The sequence below is a fragment of the Anaeromassilibacillus sp. An250 genome, assembly GCF_002159845.1.
Classification (GTDB): Bacteria; Bacillota; Clostridia; order Oscillospirales; family Acutalibacteraceae; genus Anaeromassilibacillus; species Anaeromassilibacillus stercoravium.
This window is the reverse complement of sequence record NZ_NFJK01000015.1, coordinates 20,541-36,428: the sequence shown is the minus strand read 5'-3', so window position 1 is coordinate 36,428 and position 15,888 is coordinate 20,541. Positions and strand designations below refer to the sequence as shown.

Annotated in this window: 14 protein-coding genes and 1 pseudogene; 5 read left to right on the top strand and 10 right to left on the bottom strand. The window is 46.1% G+C overall.

Annotated elements, in window-relative coordinates:
• Positions 1-11: 11 nt before the first annotated feature.
• From B5F54_RS12720 to B5F54_RS12705, 4 genes and pseudogenes are all read left to right on the top strand, one after another.
• Positions 12-986: a DUF3991 domain-containing protein gene (locus B5F54_RS12720; RefSeq protein WP_087234636.1), complete on the top strand. Its 975-nt coding sequence runs from the start codon at positions 12-14 to the stop codon at positions 984-986.
• Positions 987-1,362: 376 nt separating this feature from the next.
• Positions 1,363-3,195 carry a reverse transcriptase domain-containing protein gene (locus B5F54_RS12715; protein WP_087234635.1) on the top strand — a complete coding sequence of 611 codons (1,833 nt, stop codon included), beginning with the start codon at positions 1,363-1,365 and terminating at the stop codon, positions 3,193-3,195.
• Between the two features lie 95 nt (positions 3,196-3,290).
• Positions 3,291-4,112 (top strand): annotated as a pseudogene (locus B5F54_RS12710) (VirB4-like conjugal transfer ATPase, CD1110 family); the annotation flags it as partial.
• An 8-nt stretch (positions 4,113-4,120) separates the two neighbouring features.
• Positions 4,121-4,630 carry an adenine-specific DNA methylase gene (locus B5F54_RS12705; protein ID WP_087234634.1) on the top strand — a complete coding sequence of 170 codons (510 nt, stop codon included), beginning with the start codon at positions 4,121-4,123 and terminating at the stop codon, positions 4,628-4,630.
• A 90-nt stretch (positions 4,631-4,720) separates the two neighbouring features.
• Here B5F54_RS12705 and B5F54_RS12700 read toward each other — a convergent pair whose 3' ends face one another.
• A complete protein-coding gene (locus tag B5F54_RS12700; RefSeq protein WP_442856127.1) occupies positions 4,721-5,728 on the bottom strand; it encodes a PDDEXK nuclease domain-containing protein in 1,008 nt (335 codons plus the stop codon).
• Between the two features lie 63 nt (positions 5,729-5,791).
• Here B5F54_RS12700 and B5F54_RS18150 point away from each other — a divergent pair, with 63 nt between their 5' ends.
• On the top strand, positions 5,792-7,573 hold the full coding sequence (locus B5F54_RS18150; protein ID WP_242969700.1) for a peptidoglycan DD-metalloendopeptidase family protein: 1,782 nt from the start codon (positions 5,792-5,794) through the stop codon (positions 7,571-7,573).
• A 97-nt stretch (positions 7,574-7,670) separates the two neighbouring features.
• Here B5F54_RS18150 and B5F54_RS12690 read toward each other — a convergent pair whose 3' ends face one another.
• The 9 genes from B5F54_RS12690 to B5F54_RS12650 all read right to left on the bottom strand — a co-directional run bounded on the left by B5F54_RS12690 (position 7,671) and on the right by B5F54_RS12650 (position 15,789).
• Positions 7,671-8,072, bottom strand: coding sequence for a winged helix-turn-helix domain-containing protein (locus B5F54_RS12690; RefSeq protein WP_242969704.1), 402 nt, complete (start codon positions 8,070-8,072; stop codon positions 7,671-7,673).
• Positions 8,073-8,077: 5 nt separating this feature from the next.
• A complete protein-coding gene (locus B5F54_RS12685) occupies positions 8,078-8,440 on the bottom strand; it encodes a metal-dependent transcriptional regulator (RefSeq protein ID WP_330396782.1) in 363 nt (120 codons plus the stop codon).
• Between the two features lie 33 nt (positions 8,441-8,473).
• Positions 8,474-10,225: an ABC transporter ATP-binding protein gene (locus B5F54_RS12680; protein ID WP_087234631.1), complete on the bottom strand. Its 1,752-nt coding sequence runs from the start codon at positions 10,223-10,225 to the stop codon at positions 8,474-8,476.
• Positions 10,222-12,018 carry an ABC transporter ATP-binding protein gene (locus B5F54_RS12675; RefSeq protein ID WP_330396781.1) on the bottom strand — a complete coding sequence of 599 codons (1,797 nt, stop codon included), beginning with the start codon at positions 12,016-12,018 and terminating at the stop codon, positions 10,222-10,224. Before B5F54_RS12675 ends, B5F54_RS12680 begins: the two co-directional genes overlap by 4 nt.
• A complete protein-coding gene (locus tag B5F54_RS12670; protein ID WP_087234630.1) occupies positions 12,015-13,493 on the bottom strand; it encodes an ABC transporter ATP-binding protein in 1,479 nt (492 codons plus the stop codon). The genes B5F54_RS12675 and B5F54_RS12670 overlap by 4 nt, the downstream gene beginning before the upstream one ends.
• A gap of 14 nt (positions 13,494-13,507) precedes the next feature.
• A complete protein-coding gene (locus tag B5F54_RS12665) occupies positions 13,508-14,242 on the bottom strand; it encodes an energy-coupling factor transporter transmembrane component T (protein ID WP_087234629.1) in 735 nt (244 codons plus the stop codon).
• The gene (locus B5F54_RS12660) at positions 14,242-14,847 is read right to left on the bottom strand and encodes an MptD family putative ECF transporter S component (protein WP_087234628.1); all 606 of its coding nucleotides are present in this window, start codon (positions 14,845-14,847) and stop codon (positions 14,242-14,244) included. The genes B5F54_RS12665 and B5F54_RS12660 overlap by 1 nt, the downstream gene beginning before the upstream one ends.
• A 106-nt stretch (positions 14,848-14,953) precedes the next feature.
• A complete protein-coding gene (locus B5F54_RS12655; protein WP_087234627.1) occupies positions 14,954-15,184 on the bottom strand; it encodes a hypothetical protein in 231 nt (76 codons plus the stop codon).
• Positions 15,184-15,789, bottom strand: a complete 606-nt coding sequence (locus B5F54_RS12650) for an MptD family putative ECF transporter S component (protein WP_087234626.1) — start codon at positions 15,787-15,789, stop codon at positions 15,184-15,186. The genes B5F54_RS12655 and B5F54_RS12650 overlap by 1 nt, the downstream gene beginning before the upstream one ends.
• Between the last annotated feature and the right edge of the window lie 99 nt (positions 15,790-15,888).

The window sequence follows — 15,888 nt, the reverse complement described above, 5'->3', positions numbered from 1 at the left end:
GGAGAATTCCCATGCCCGGAGTCACCGAAGAACAAATCACCGCTGCCAAACAGATGAGCGCCATTGAGTTTTTGCGGCGTTACCGTCCCGGACAACTGGTGAAAGCCGAAAGCCGGGGTGAGTTCCAGCTGAAAGAACATGACAGCTTTAAAATCAATGAAACGACCAGCCTTTGGCATTGGAAAAGCCGGGATGTCGGCGGCAAAAGCGCCCTTGACTATCTTATTAAGGTTGAGGGGCTGAAATTTGTAGAAGCGGTGCAGACCTTATGCGAGGAAAACCCCAGCTATATTCCGCCTGTTTCCCAGCCGGAACAGCCGAAGGAATTCCTTTTACCGCCGGCAGCGGAAAATAACCGAAGGGTGTTTGCCTATCTTTTGAAGCGTGGTATCGACCGCAAGGTCATCGAAGCCTGCATCCGGGCAGGAATCCTCTACGAAAGCGCCGACTACCACAACGCTGTGTTTGTCGGGAAGGACGAAACCGGTACTGCCCGGTATGCTTTTCTGCGTGGTACCTATACACGGGGAAACCCATTCAAGGCAGAGGTGTCCGGCAGCGATAAGCGGTTTTGTTTTTGTCTCCCGCCAAAAAGGGAATCCAAAAAACTTGCCATATATGAAGCCGCAATAGAGCCACTCGCACACTTAACGTTGGAAGGGACAACGGACAAATGGCGGCTGTCCCTTGGCGGGATTTATGCGCCTGAAGAAGGAACACAGACAAGCCGGGATATGAAAAACCCCATTGCGCTGGACGCTTTTCTTGCCCGTCACCCGGAGATTGAAGAAATCGAAATCTGTACCAATAACGATTTTGCAGGAAGGTGGGCAGCCGACCATATTGAGAAAGCCTATCAGAGCAAGTACCCTATCACCAACCGATTTATCCGGCGGGGAAACCCAATGGGGAGTGTAGCATATCGGCAACGTCGTAAGTTGGGAAACTATCTAACCACTACTGAACGGCAAGGTGAAACGTTGTGAATGAGGAATAAAGCTGGATTGCTTGAAGGGTAGTCCAAGGCGGCATACTTGAGCCGGCGGCGCAGGATAGTTGTATTCGCCGCATGCCGTGGCAATCGGTGACAGGTAGATGCCGATTGCGAAATACCCACGACAGCCAACCGCAGTAAGCGGATAACGGACGAAAACCCATTCCGACATCACAACACGCTGTCCCAAACTGCCTAACCGGGGATTGCCTAACCTGGAACGCCCTTATAGGCTATGGCTTTCAGAGCCTGAAAATCCGGTATGGCAACGGAGCCGCCGTAGTAGTCCGAGCAAGGGAAAGCCTTGCACATGGCGAAGGGCGGCAGGATATCAACCAAACTATCAATGGAAAGGTGCGTGAGGCACTATGAGAAGTCCAAAGAACGTTTTGGAAAGTCTGACATCAAAAGCAGCAAGCAAAGATTACCACTATCAAAGGCTCTATCGGAACCTGTACAATCCGGCATTTTATCTGCTGGCGTATGAGCGTATCCAAGCAAAACCCGGCAACATGACAGCCGGAAGCGATGGGAAAACAATCGATGGCATGAGTATGAAGCGAATTGAAGTCCTCATTCAAAAACTGAAGGATTTCAGTTATCAGCCAAAACCTGCCAGAAGAACGTATATCCCAAAAGCAAACGGAAAAACACGTCCTCTTGGTATTCCGTCCTTCGATGACAAGCTGGTGCAAGAGGTGGTGCGCATGATACTGGAAAGCATTTATGAACCTACCTTTCACGTTACTTCCCATGGATTCCGCCCAAAGCGGAGCTGTCATACGGCCCTGCAATATATCAAGCGGAACTACACGGGGGTCAAATGGTTTGTTGAGGGTGATATCAAAGGATGTTTTGACAACGTTGACCATCATGTGCTGGTGCAGATACTGCGCAGGCGCATTGCGGATGAGCATTTCATCGGCCTAATTTGGAAATTCCTGAAAGCGGGATATATGGAAAATTGGGAGTATCACAACACCTATTCCGGCACCCCGCAAGGGTCGCTGATTAGCCCAATTCTGGCGAATATCTACCTCAATGAACTGGACGTATTTATGGCAGAGTATGCCAAATCCTTTAACTGCGGTACAAAACGGAAAATTAACCCGGCCTACAAAAAGCCGTTGGATGTCCGGCGCGGAAAACAGGAATGGCTGAAACGCAATGAAGCAAAAATCAGTAAGGAAAAACGCCGGGAGGTCATGGCGCAGATACAGGAACTTAATAGCCGACTGCGCTCTATCCCTTACAGCGACCCTATGGATACGGAATACAGACGGGTTGTTTATGTCCGTTATGCTGATGATTTCCTGATTGGTGTGATTGGGAGCAAAGAGGATGCGAGGCAGGTCAAATCCGATGTGGGGACGTTCATCAAGGGACATCTTCATTTGGAGATGTCCCCGGAAAAAACGCTCATCACCCACGGAAGTGACTTCGCCCACTTCCTCGGATATCTGATTACAGTCAGCCGGGAACAAAACAGTACCCGGACAAAGACGGGTTTTACACGCCGAACCTATGTAGGGAAAGTCAAGCTGTACGTGCCGAAAGAGAAATGGCTGAACCGCCTGCTCTCCTATGGCGCGCTGAAAATCAGCTATGACAAAACCCATGGGAACAAAGAGGTATGGGAACCGGTACGGCGTCCGGGGCTGATACGCCTGGATGATATTGAGATTTTGAACCAGTACAATGCAGAAGTGCGGGGCATGTACAATTATTATCGGCTGGCAAACAATGCAACGGTGTTGAACTCTTTCCTCTACGTGATGAAGTTCAGCATGTACAAGACCTTCGCCGGAAAGTATCGGACGAGCATGCGGAAAATTATTCGCAAATACTGCCGCAACGGGGATTTTACTGTATCGTATTCAACGAAAAACGGGACAAAATCTGTGGTGTTTTACAATCAGGGCATGCGTCATAACGACAAAGTCGTTGTAACGGAAAACCCGGACATCATTGGCAGGGCCAATGAGAACCGCCGCTATACCCGGCTGATAGACCGGTTGCAAGGCCATATCTGCGAGTTCTGCGGAGCCGAAACAGAGGATATTGAAATCCATCATGTCCGAAAACTGAAAGATTTAAGTGGTAAGGCAGAATGGGAACGCCAAATGATTGCGCGTAAACGCAAGACAATGGCGCTGTGCCACTCCTGCCATGTAAAGCTGCACAATGGAAAGTTAGACTGATATCTGGAAAGCCGGATACATCGAGAGGTGTACGTCCGGTTTGGAGGGGAGCGTTTGGAAACCTACCGCAGTAATGCGGCAAGGCGCTGGGCGCTTATGGGGACGAGCGAAACCCGCTGATTGAGAAATCCGAATTCATCCTCTCCCTGTTCGAGCAGCTGGTGGGCGCGGGCAACGTGAGCGCAAAAGAAAAATCCATCCTTGACCGCTGTACCTACGATGTGTACCGGGAATACGTCGCCAACAACTACGAGGGCGAGGCTCCCACCCTGAAAGACCTGTACCACTCCCTGTTAAAACAGCCGGAGCCGGAAGCCAGAGGGCTGGCGCTTTCGTCGGAATTGTTCATCACCGGCAGCCTCAACACCTTTGCCCAGCGCACCAACGTGGACACCAAAGCCCGGATTATCGCCTATGACATCCGGGAGTTGGGCGAGCAGCTTATGCCCATCGGCATGCTGGTGACCTTGGACGCCATCTTCAACCGTGTCATTCAGAACTGGAAGAAAGGCAAAACCACATGGGTATTTGCCGACGAGTTTTACCTGCTGTTCCGCTATGAGTACAGCGCCGACTTTTTCTACAAGCTGTGGAAACGAATCCGCAAATACAATGGGCTGGTGACAGGGTTAACGCAGAACGTGGAGGAGCTCCTCCGTTCCGACACCGCCCGCCTCATGCTGGCAAACTCGGAATTTTTAATCCTCTTGAACCAGTCCGCTACAGACCGGGATGAACTGGCGAACCTTCTACACATCTCCGAAAACCAGCTTGGCTACATCACCAATGTGGCGGCTGGCTGCGGCCTGATCCGCTGCGCCGGGAATATTGTGCCCTTTGAAAACAGCTTCCCCCGCAGCACTCGCCTGTACCAGCTGATGACCACCAAGCCGGACGAGGCCCTGAGAGGGGTGTAGCCATAGGGATGGTAATGGACCGCTTTTGGGCGATGCCGAGCAGATACACTTTTGAGATCAAGCCCATACGGGAACTGCTGATGCAGTACATGCCCCGTGGGTTGGTGATTGATCCCTTTGCCAACAGATCGAAGCTCGCTTCCGTCACCAACGATCTGGATACCGGCTGCGACACCGATTACCACTTGGACGCGACGGATTTTCTCGCCATGTTTCAGGACGCCAGCGTGGACATGGTTTTATATGATCCGCCGTACTCCGCAAGGCAGGTAAGCGAATGCTACCGGAAAATGGGCCGTACCGTTAATATGCAGACAACGCAGAACAGCTACTGGAGAAAGCATAAAGAACAGATCCGCCGGATTGTAAAGCCGAACGGCCTTGTTCTTTCCTGCGGCTGGAACAGCGGTGGAATCGGGAAAAAGTATGGCTTTGAACCCCTGCATATCCGGTTGGTTGCCCACGGAGGCAATCACAATGACACGATTGTCGTGGTGGAACGGAGGATGGAAAACTGAATACAGAGCAGAAACGATACAGCAGGGGACCGCCTTCGGCTCCCAATCTAAAAAAGTTCCCCTTTGCAGGTTCGTGCAAAGGGGAACGCCTTATTTTTGAATGCGTTTTTGCAGGTCTTCCACGGAAGGAAGCTGCTGTTCCAGTTCTTCCGGCAAGGTGCTGGTGATCTTATATTCGCTGACGCCAATCGGCTTGCTCATATCTTTCAGCGAATACTCTGCCACCAAATCGTTTTTGCTTTTGCAGAGCAGCAGGCCGATAGAAGGATTGTCCGCTTCTTTTTTCAGAATACCATCCACCGCCGAAAGATAAAAATTCAGTTGTCCCGCATACTCCGGCTTGAATTCGCCGGTTTTCAATTCTATCACCACATAGCAGCGTAGATTCAAATTGTAGAAAAGCAGGTCAATGTAGAAATCGTCGCCGCCCACGTTCAAGTGGTACTGATTTCCCAAAAAGGCAAAGCCGGTGCCGAGCTCCAACAGGAGCCTGGTCACATCCTGTACCAGCGCCCGTTCAATATCCCGTTCCACCATATCTTCTTTAAATGGAATGAAATCGAAAATATAGGGATCTTTCATGGTCTGCACTGCCAGTTCACTCTGTGGTGAGGGAAGCCTGTTCTCAAAATTGGAAATCTTTTCTGCCAGTGCCTGCCGTTGATACAGGCCACTCTCAATTTGGTGAACCAGCACATTGCGGGACCAGCCGTTTTTCCGGCAAGCCTCAATATACCAGTTACGCTCATCGGCATCAGAAACCTTGTCCAGCAGGACTACATTGTGGCCCCATGGAATTTGTGCAACAACCTGTTGCACAAATTCTGAATCCGGGTATGTCGCTGCAAACTTCGCCATATATTTCAGGTTTCGGACGGAATAACCTGTAGTCTGCGGAAATTCCAGCTTAATGTCCTGCGCCAGATTTTCAATAAATTTATTGCCCCAGCTTTTATGCGCATTAATCACGCACCCAATGCTGTGGTACAGCATGATGAGTTCCGTATTGACATGAACAGCCGCCTTATATTGGGCCGCTTTGATTTCCTGCTTGACCTGTTCAATGGTTGCAAGATATTCGTTCGAATTCATTAACATAGTGGCTGCTCCTTTACAACGCCATGAGAGATATAACTATAGTATATCACAGGAGGTGCATTTTTGAAAGAAATTAAAACGAAGCCGGAGGGCGGCAGGCCCAAACTGCTGGACAAAGCCGCCAAGGCTCCGAAAACAGCCATGAAGGATTTATGGCTGAAATCCAAGGACAAATCCATCTCAGAACTCAAGGAAACGCCCTTTGCCAGCCAGCGTGGGGAATCCTCCAACGCCCCTGCCAACAACGCCGGGGATCAGATGCTGTCCGGCATAGAGAGCACTGCCAAAAAGGGGGCGGACCTGACCTACCGGGGCGGGAAAAAGCTGGCGCAGGCCACGGCCCGGAAGGTGAAGGAAAAAAGAGAGATTTCCCGCACCCTGTCGGAAGCGAAAAACGCTGGCGGCAAAACAGTGGAAGCCGCGAAGGATACCGCTTCTAAAATGCGGACAAAGAATACCGTGGCCAAGGCTGTCAAAGGAAAGCCGCAGAAAGCGGTGAAAACCGCCAGCCAGTCTGTGAAAGGCGTAAAGCAGAGCGCCAAGGGAATCAAGACCGCGCAGCATTCGGCAAAAACAGCGCAGCATTCGGCAAAAACAGCACAGCAGGCGGCGAAAGCGGCACAGAAAACAGCGCAGGCCACCGCAAAGGCGGCTAAGGCAGCGGCTCAGGCCGCCAAAGCCGCAGCGAAAGCAGCGGTGACGGGCGTAAAGGCGGCGGTCAAGGCAACCGCCACTGCCATCAAAGCAGCCACGGCAGCGATAAAGGGATTGATCGCCCTGATTGCCGCCGGGGGCTGGGTTGCCGTAGTCATTATCCTGTTGATTTGCTTAATCGCCCTGATTGTCGGTTCCTGCTTCGGCCTGTTTTTTGGCTCCGACTCCACAGGAACCGGCACCAGCGTAACGCAGGCGGTGTCTGCCCTCAACGGGGAATATCTGGCCCACATTCAGGAGATAGAGGACGCCAATCCCCATGACCGGATGGAAACCACCTCCAACGACGGGGTACTCTCCATCAATTGGGAGGACGTCCTCGCCGTATTTTCCGCCAAGGTGACCGGTGCGGAAAACGGTTCGCAGGTCGCTTCGCTGGATGACGCTCAGGTGGATGAACTGCGGAATATTATGTGGGAGATGAATGCGGTTGCCTCCAGCACCCGCACCGAAAGCCATGAAGTCGAGGTAACCGTCACCGATGAAGATGGGAACGAAACCACCCATACCGAAACGGTGACGGAAACCATTCTGGAAATTACCATCACGCACAAAACCCCGGAGGAAATGGCCCGGCAGTACAGCTTTAACGCAAGGCAGAACGAATACCTCGCCTTGATGTCGGAGCCGGAAAACCAGAGCCTGTGGGCGGAACTGCTGGGCGGTTACACAAGCGGCGGCGGGCAGATCGTGAACCCCGATGCTGATTGGGTAGGGACGGGCATTTTCCAGTGGCCCCTGCCGCAGAGCTACACCATCACCTCATGGTTTGGATACCGGGAAGATCCCTTCACCGGGGAGATTGCCTACCACAGCGGGACCGACATCGCCGCGCCGGAAGGTACGCCCATCCTTGCCGCGGCAGACGGGACCGTCACCATAGCCAACGCCATCGACTCGTGGGGCGGCGGGTATGGGTACCATATCAAGGTAAACCACAACGATACCTTCGACACCTTATATGCCCATTGTTCCTCCATCTGCGTGACGGTTGGGCAGGAAGTGAAGCAGGGCGAGGTGATCGGCTACGTCGGCACCACCGGTAATTCCACCGGCAACCACCTGCACTTCGAAGTGTGGCAGAATGGGGAGCGAACCGACGCCCTCGGATTCTTTAAGGTTAAGGAATAGCGCCCACAGGTTAGAAGAATGTCACAACCGGAAGCGGCAGAGGGTTGTTATAATATATGGAAAGCCAGCAGCCTGCAAAAAAACAGGCTGCTGGCTTTTACTTTGTTTCAAGGCTGTATCCCACGTCATGGATGCAGCGCAGATGGATACTGGAATCTTCTTTCAAATCCATCTTGCGGCGAACGGACTGCACATGATGGCTGACAAGCTTCCGGGCCTCGCCATAGTTTGGCTCCTTCCAGATTTTTTCATAAATCTGGTCATGTGTCAGCACCTGGTTTATGTTCTGAAATAGGTACAGGAGAATCTCATACTCGGTTTTTGTGAGAGGGATCTCCCGCCCCTTGCAGAATACCCGGCGCTGGTTTTCCCTGATTTCCAAAGCAGAGGTACTCCGCTGTGACCTGAACTCCAACGGCTCTATACGAGAAGCGGATTGGGCCAGCCCCTGAACTTTGAGAAACGCTTCCTCATCTCCATCCTCAAAGATCAAAAGCATGATTTTCACTTGACTTTTTCGCCCTGCCTTTCGACGGAATACTTGAGTTTTTCAAAGGCTTCTGCGCTGATTCCATGTTCCATCCGGCAGGCGTCCGCCTCCGCAGTTTTGGGATCTACGCCCGCCTCAATCAGTCGTTCCATGAAGAAGCGGTGACGCTCATATATCGTTGCGGCAACCTGTTCTCCTGAAGATGTCAGGGAGAGTATGCTGTTTGAATCTTTCCGCAGATATTTTGCCTTGGTTAATTCTTTTACAGCGCGGCTTACAGAGGGTTTTGTTACTTCCAAATACTCCGCAACATCTACACAACGGACATATCCCTGTTTTTGAAAGAGGATATATATGGCCTCCAGATAATCCTCCATGGATGATGTTAAATTCAGTTGGCGTACCTCCTTTCAATTTTTCGAAAGTGACCAACTCGCAGATTGTTCTTGGAGAATAGCCATTCTTTTATACATTCCATCGAACTGAACTAATTCATCAGGTGAGCCCATCTGTTCAACTTTTCCATCTGAAAGCACTACGATTTTATCAGCACCAGCAACCGTCCTCATTCGATGAGCAATAATCAAAACTGTTTTACCTGCAATTAGTTGAGAGATTGCTTCTTGTACCATCGTCTCACTCTCTACATCCAAGGAGGCAGTAGCTTCATCCAGCAGGATCACGGGAGCATTTTTCAAAATTGCTCTGGCAATAGATAATCTTTGGCGTTCACCACCGGAAAGGATAGCACCATTCTCTCCAATGACAGTATGATAACCTTCTGGTAGACGGTTTATGAACTCTTCACATTGTGCAGCCTTCGCTGCGGCAACCACTTCTTTATCCGAAGCATCTTTTCTGCCAATCCTGATGTTTTCCATAACAGTGTTGTCAAATAAGACAACATCCTGAAAGACAATAGCATAATTTTTCAGAAGAGATTCCGGATCTACCGTTTTAATATCCGTTCCGCCCAAAGTAATTCTGCCTCCTGAAACATCCCAAAAACGGGCAGTCAATTTTGCAGCGGTAGATTTTCCACTCCCGGAAGGGCCTACTAAAGCGGTAATTTCTCCTTGTTTTGCAGTAAAAGAAACATCCGATAGTACCGGTTCATCATTGTTATAAGCAAAAAAAACATGATCAAATACAATATCGAAACCATCCACGGAATACTCTGTGGCTCCTTCCTGAATCGGCTGACTCTCGATTTCTTGCATCCGGGAAATTTTCAATCGGGCGTTGAAAATTTCTGCTATATTGGCTAAAACTCCAGAAAGCGGATCGTAAATACGAGTAGCTGCCATTAAAAACATAAAATAAGTCAATAAAGTAGTTTCTCCGGAAACCAACAATGTTCCACCTGTTAAGATGACGGTGACAAGTCCCAATCGTAAAAAAGCTTGTCCAGTTGCCAAAAAAGTATCAGTGGTAAGTTCGGACTTAATCTGCGCTTTTTCTGCCCGATCCATTTTTTTGAAAAGGCCATGTAAATATTCTTCTTTACGGTTATATGCTTTCAGTTCCCGCACAGTTTCCAGACACTCTTGAATTCCTTCCGCACAGTTTACTTTTGCATCCAGATGTGCTTGTCCTGCCTGATCTTGTAACTTTTTTGAACCAAATACCATAATGAGTGAAATAGGAAACACCCAAAACAAAGCTAATCCCATTTGCCAATTGACAATAAACAACATAATAATAACAAGTATTGTGAAAATTAATGAGCCACCGAGTTGCGGGACTGCATGAGAGAATGCGTGCTCCATACCAGTACAGTCACTCATGATTGTAGTGGTTAAATCGCTGACATCTCTCTGACCAAAAAAAGACAGCGGTAGTTTACGCAATTTTTCAGCCAGAGTAACTCTTTTGTTAGCACTTTCGTTATAGGTTGCAATGAATACACTTCCATACTGGAGCCAATGAAAAGGAATCATCAAAAGAATAGCAACAACTCCTAATCCAATATACAGAAGTAAATTTGGAGCAACTTGTTCGCCAGAAAGCACAGGTGACAGAACTTCATTTAAGAACATGATAATAATACTCATGGGTATCATCAATGTCATATAAGATAGCGCTGACCACAACATCCCTTTTATCAGTTCTTTTGCACCTTTTTCACTTAAAGCCAAATGCTTTTGCATCCATTGAATCATACCTGTGCCTCCTTTCCAAGCTTCCAAGCTATGGATGATTGATAATCTTTCCACATTTTTGAATAAATACCTTTTTCAAACAACAGTTTTTCATGAGTTCCGCTTTCTTTAATTTCTCCATCTTGTAAGACAATAATCTGGTCTGCTGTTTTGACAGTAGAAAGGCGATGAGCAATCATCAATACCGTTTTATTTTGAATCAGTTTTTCAAACGCCTTCTGAATGGCCGCTTCATTCTCTGAATCCGCAAAAGCGGTTGCCTCATCCAAAATAATAATGGGGGCATCTTTTAGGATGGCACGTGCCAGTGAAATTCTCTGCTGTTCGCCGCCGGAAAGATATACGCCTTTTTCTCCAATTACAGTATCAAGGCCTCTTGGTAGCTTTTCTAAAATATCATCACATTGAGCAGCATGGAGCGCGGCTCTAATTTCTTCTTCTGAAGCGTCTGGTTTTGCAACACGTATATTTTCCCGCACACTATCTTTAAATAAATGAGTGTCCTGAAATACAAAGGCAATTTGTTTCATAAGTTCTTCACTATGAATCTGCCGAACATCAATACCGCCGACCATTACCGCGCCACTATCTACATCAAAAAAACGTGGAACAAGACTGGCCGCCGTTGTCTTTCCTCCACCAGAAGCACCAACCAAAGCAACCGTCTGACCAGGATAAACGGAAAAGCTGATGTTTTTCAAAGCCGCCTGTTTGGAACCAGAATATGTAAATGTCACATTTCTAAATTCTATAGAGGAATCTTTTGGCGTTTGAGGATTATCGGGTTCATCCAGCGGTTTTTCCTGAAGGATTTGCTCCATTCTTTGTACCGCTTGTCCTGCCTGCATACTCGTTTCTGCAGCGTATAATACCCTTGTCATCATAGATGCACAAACTGGTGAAAAAAGAATATAAAAAAGGAAATCTAACAAGAACTGCACAGGAGTTGCTGTATGTCCAAGAATAAGTATGGCAGCCGGTATCAATAAAAAGAAAGCACCATTTGTCGCAATAGTAAAGCCAACCATAGGAACACGACAGTTGACCGAATATCCAGATGCAAATTCCTTATATTTCATAATTGCTCGATGAAAATTTTTAAAAGAAAAAACACTCTGCTGGAACACTTTCACGACAGGAATGCCTCGAATATACTCTACCGCCTGTGCGTTCATATCTTCTAATGCATCCATGTAGGTTGTCATAAAGCCTGCATTTTTTCCTCCAAACATTCGGCTTTGAAAAAGAATACCAATAACCATGGGAGCCAGACAAAGAAGGCCCAATCGCCAATCAAAAGAAAACAGCATGACAAGGATAGCTATAGGTAACACCAAAGCACCAACCGTATCTGGCAATTGATGCGCTAAAAAATTTTCTGTCATATCTGTATTATCATCAATAATCTTCCGTAAACGTCCACTGGCCTGATGGCTAAAATAACCCATGGGGAGTTCCACAGCATGGCTAATAGCAGTCTTTTTCATGTTTTTAGAGATACGGAAAGCAGCAAAATGGGTACACAACAAGCCAACAAAGTAAAGAATCAAACTTCCCACAGCAAAGGCTACTGCAATCCAGCCATATTCACTAATTTTATTTGTATTGTTCGAAAACTGCGGCCAGCTTTCAAATAAATCCTGAATAATGAAGTAAAGGCACAAATAGGGTGCTAAACTTAAAATAGAACTGACACCAGAAAAAGTACAGCCCAAAATAGTCAGCCTTTTATGTTTTCCTGCATACTGGAGTAAGCTGCAAAGCCAACTCTTTGTTTTTTTCTGTTCCATCATAAACTCCCTTCCTTTATAGGGTTTTGGAAAAAGGAGAGCATTTGTTTGATGCCATTTCTATCTAACGAATAGTTCTCCGTAATTTCACCATTTTTCATGTGAATAACATGTGTACAGCAAGATAAAATCAATTCAGGATCATGTGTAATAACGAACAATGTTTTTCCCTCTTGCCGGAGTTCCCGCAAACTATGAGCAACTTCTTCCATGTGATGAAGTCCAAGGCCACTGGTTGGCTCATCAAATACGATAATTTCCCTTCCAGAAACAAGAGCTGACGCAATTGCCACCCGCTGTTTCTGTCCTCCAGAAAGAGAAAGAGGATGCCTGCTTTTCAAGTCTAATAGATCCAGTTTTTTCAAAATTTTACACGCCTCCTCTTCATCTTCCGTTTCCATGCTGAGAAGAATCTCATCCAGAACGCTCTCTGTGAATAATTGGTGTCCTGTATCCTGCATTACCATGTAACAATATTTCAATCGTTTTTTCCAATTCAGAACCCGCCCTTTTATTTCCAGAATCCCACATCGTTTTTCCAATCCACACATACAACGTGCAAATGTAGATTTTCCGGCACCATTCAAGCCGGTAACTGCAATAATCTCTCCCTTTGGAATTGTGGCGTTTGAAATATGCAACGCATCTAAGCCAGTACGATAGGAAAAGCAGAAGTCTTTCAAAAGCATCGTCTCTTCCAAGTCTGTTACATAAGCTGAAGAAAAATCTAAATTTTCCAAAGAGAGTGATCGCAGTCCCATCTTATGGCGTTCTTCTTCTGATAATTTCTTGAATTCATGCTGAGTAAATTCTTTGATAATCTTTCCATTCTTCAAATATAGAATCCGATCCGCAATGTCGGTTAAATAGAATAGGCGATGTTCTGCAATTAAAATTGTTTTCCCTTGCTTCTTCCAAACCGTTAATGTCCTACGAAGATCCTGTATGGCAGCAGCATCTAAGTTAGAGGACGGCTCGTCAAGTACCATTACTTCTGGATAGAGCGCACTAACGGAACCACAGGCAATCTTCTGCTTTTCACCACCGGACAGATGGAAAATGCTTCTTCCCATTAACGATTCCAACTGAAGTTCTCGCACAGTTCGTTTTACGCGATGGCGTATTTCTTGTTCCGGTAATCCTAAATTTTCACAACCAAAGGCTATTTCACTGTCTGTGTCTACATTAAAAAACTGACTTTTAGGGCTTTGAAAAACAGAACCAACTATTGCGGCCGTGTCATAAAGTGGCATTTTAGAAATATTCTTGTCATCCATCCAGACTTCTCCCGATAAATCACCTTCATAAAAATGGGGAATTAAACCATTTACCAATCGGGTTAGCGTGGTTTTTCCGCAACCTGATTCACCGCAGAGTAAAACGCATTGTCCATCTTCTATCGTTAGATTAATGTTTTTTATGCCACAGGTCTGTTCATTTTGTCCGTAAGAGAAGGATACCTCTCTAAACTCAATCATTTGGTTCAACCTCCTCAAATAGAAAAGGCCGAAAAAATGGCCCATGCTACTGTGACACCACATAAAATAAAAATAATGACATCCGGAAAATGAAATCCAATCTCACAGATATTTGTACGTTTTAAGGGTGCACCTAATCCTCTGGTTAATGCCGCCGCAGAAAGTTCTTCCCCTATTTTTACAGAACAAGTTATCATAGGGATGAGCCGGTATTCTAATATTTTAGAGGACTTCTTTCCTCCAAAGCGTATACCGCGCATCTTCATTGCATCATTGATAGAAGCAGCCTCTTCTAACACCGTAGGCGCAAATCGAAATACCACAGATAATGGAATTGTGATCTTAGAAGGCATGTGCATTCGTTCCATTCCAGCCATAAACTCACTTACTGTAGTTGTAGTTACCACGAAATAGGCTATAATAAATCCGGGAAGAAATCGACAAAACGTTCCGGCTAAAATAAGCACCAAAAAATTTGTGAATCCTGTTAGGATAGGCAGTAGAATAAGTTGAGCCACATAGCACACAGTATATGCTATTATATAAAGAGCGGCATGAAAGCCTCGACCAACTGATATCAGCATGGCGAAAGGAACTAACGACAACACAGGGCGGAGAAAATACATAGCGTTTCCCCCTGCGCCACCCAACACAAAAACACTGATAATTAAGATTAAAAGAAGTTTTGTGCGTGGATCAAAATGTATCCCCTTTTTCTGCTGCTCACTGCTCAGAAATTCTCTCCTCATTAAGCAATCCCCGCCCGTTTAAAATGTTTTTTACAAATCGCCTTTCCAATAAGTCCTCCCAGCAAACCAAAAATAAAGGTTGCAATCAGCAGAATCGGTAAAATCCACATAGGCATATAGGAAGAAACTGTAGATACATATTCTACGCCATAGCCTTCCTGAAGCTGTGCCAAATATGCTTCTCGCCCAACAAAGAAGGGCATTAGATTTCCAAATTCCCACATACTGAAGAAACCACAGGCAAGAATAGTCCGCTTAGCACTTTGGTATTTTCCGCTTTTCAATACGAGATCAGCAATCAAACCAAAAACAAGGCCCGTGATAGCAACCCAATATCCCATTCCCATCACGAACATGAGGACACCGATGAGCGTACCCATAATTGTTGTCATTCCAAATTTTTTTGCTTTTGTTACATAGAGCATAAAAGGAATACCGCCGATTAGGGGACAAAAAACAGCAGTCAATGGAATAAAAATTGGAATAAAAGATAATGCTCCAAAAATTCCAATAATTACAATGTAAATAACGGTATAAATACCAACAGTAATAAGGTCTTTACCGCCGATATGATTTGAAACTTTTTGTGTTACATCCTTAGCCATGAGAATGTACCTCCTTGAATTTTATTTTATTTCTGCTCCGATAAAATCGGTAAGCAAGCAACGTAAAGGTTAGTTTTTGCTAACTAATACTCCAAAAAGATGGGGCTTATAGCCCCAATATTTCTCGCCAGCCCGCGAATCGAAATCGTTTCACTTGCTCCATAAAGTCCACAGCCTCTTCTTTAGTAAGGTTGTGAGAAACAATTTCGTAAAGCTCACGGAAGCCAGAAGCACACATTACAAAAACACTGATAATTAAGATTAAAAGAAGTTTTGTGCGTGGATCAAAATGTATCCCCTTTTTCTGCTGCTCGCTGCTCAGAAATTCTCTCCTCATTAAGCAATCCCCGCCCGTTTAAAATGTTTTTTACAAATCGCCTTCCCAATAAGTCCACCCAGCAAACCAAAAATAAAGGTTGCAATCAGCAGAATCGGTAGAATCCACATAGGCATATAGGAAGAAACTGTAGATACATATTCTGCGCCATAGCCTTCCTGAAGCTGTGCCAGATATGCTTCTCGCCCAACAAAGAAGGGCATTAGATTTCCAAATTCCCACATACTGAAGAAACCACAGGCAAGAATAGTCCGCTTAGCACTTTGGTATTTTCCGCTTTTCAATACGAGATCAGCAATCAAACCAAAAACAAGGCCCGTGATAGCAACCCAATATCCCATTCCCATCACGAACATGAGGACACCGATGAGCGTACCCATAATTGTTGTCATTCCAAATTTTTTTGCTTTTGTTACATAGAGCATAAAAGGAATACCGCCGATTAGGGGACAAAAAACAGCAGTCAATGGAATAAAAATTGGAATAAAAGATAATGCTCCAAAAATTCCAATAATTACAATGTAAATAACGGTATAAATACCAACAGTAATAAGGTCTTTACCGCCGATATGATTTGAAACTTTTTGTGTTACATCCTTAGCCATGAGAATGTACCTCCTTGAATTTTATTTTATTTCTGCTCCGATAAAATCGGTAAGCAAGCAACGTAAAGGTTAGTTTTTGCTAACTAATACTCCAAAAAG

What these genes read in the sequence shown, in the direction of transcription:
- B5F54_RS12655 (WP_087234627.1), bottom strand. Translation starts at nt 15,184, where the DNA reads ATGAGGAGAGAATTTCTGAGCAGCGAGCAGCAGAAAAAGGGGATACAT.
- B5F54_RS12700 (WP_442856127.1), bottom strand. Translation starts at nt 5,728, where the DNA reads ATGTTAATGAATTCGAACGAATATCTTGCAACCATTGAACAGGTCAAG.
- B5F54_RS12665 (WP_087234629.1), bottom strand. Translation starts at nt 14,242, where the DNA reads ATGAGGAGAGAATTTCTGAGCAGTGAGCAGCAGAAAAAGGGGATACAT.
- B5F54_RS12705 (WP_087234634.1), top strand. Translation starts at nt 4,121, where the DNA reads ATGGTAATGGACCGCTTTTGGGCGATGCCGAGCAGATACACTTTTGAG.
- B5F54_RS12675 (WP_330396781.1), bottom strand. Translation starts at nt 12,018, where the DNA reads ATGATGGAACAGAAAAAAACAAAGAGTTGGCTTTGCAGCTTACTCCAG.
- B5F54_RS12685 (WP_330396782.1), bottom strand. Translation starts at nt 8,440, where the DNA reads ATGGAGGATTATCTGGAGGCCATATATATCCTCTTTCAAAAACAGGGA.
- B5F54_RS12670 (WP_087234630.1), bottom strand. Translation starts at nt 13,493, where the DNA reads ATGATTGAGTTTAGAGAGGTATCCTTCTCTTACGGACAAAATGAACAG.
- B5F54_RS12680 (WP_087234631.1), bottom strand. Translation starts at nt 10,225, where the DNA reads ATGATTCAATGGATGCAAAAGCATTTGGCTTTAAGTGAAAAAGGTGCA.
- B5F54_RS12690 (WP_242969704.1), bottom strand. Translation starts at nt 8,072, where the DNA reads ATGCTTTTGATCTTTGAGGATGGAGATGAGGAAGCGTTTCTCAAAGTT.
- B5F54_RS12720 (WP_087234636.1), top strand. Translation starts at nt 12, where the DNA reads ATGCCCGGAGTCACCGAAGAACAAATCACCGCTGCCAAACAGATGAGC.
- B5F54_RS12650 (WP_087234626.1), bottom strand. Translation starts at nt 15,789, where the DNA reads ATGGCTAAGGATGTAACACAAAAAGTTTCAAATCATATCGGCGGTAAA.
- B5F54_RS12715 (WP_087234635.1), top strand. Translation starts at nt 1,363, where the DNA reads ATGAGAAGTCCAAAGAACGTTTTGGAAAGTCTGACATCAAAAGCAGCA.
- B5F54_RS12660 (WP_087234628.1), bottom strand. Translation starts at nt 14,847, where the DNA reads ATGGCTAAGGATGTAACACAAAAAGTTTCAAATCATATCGGCGGTAAA.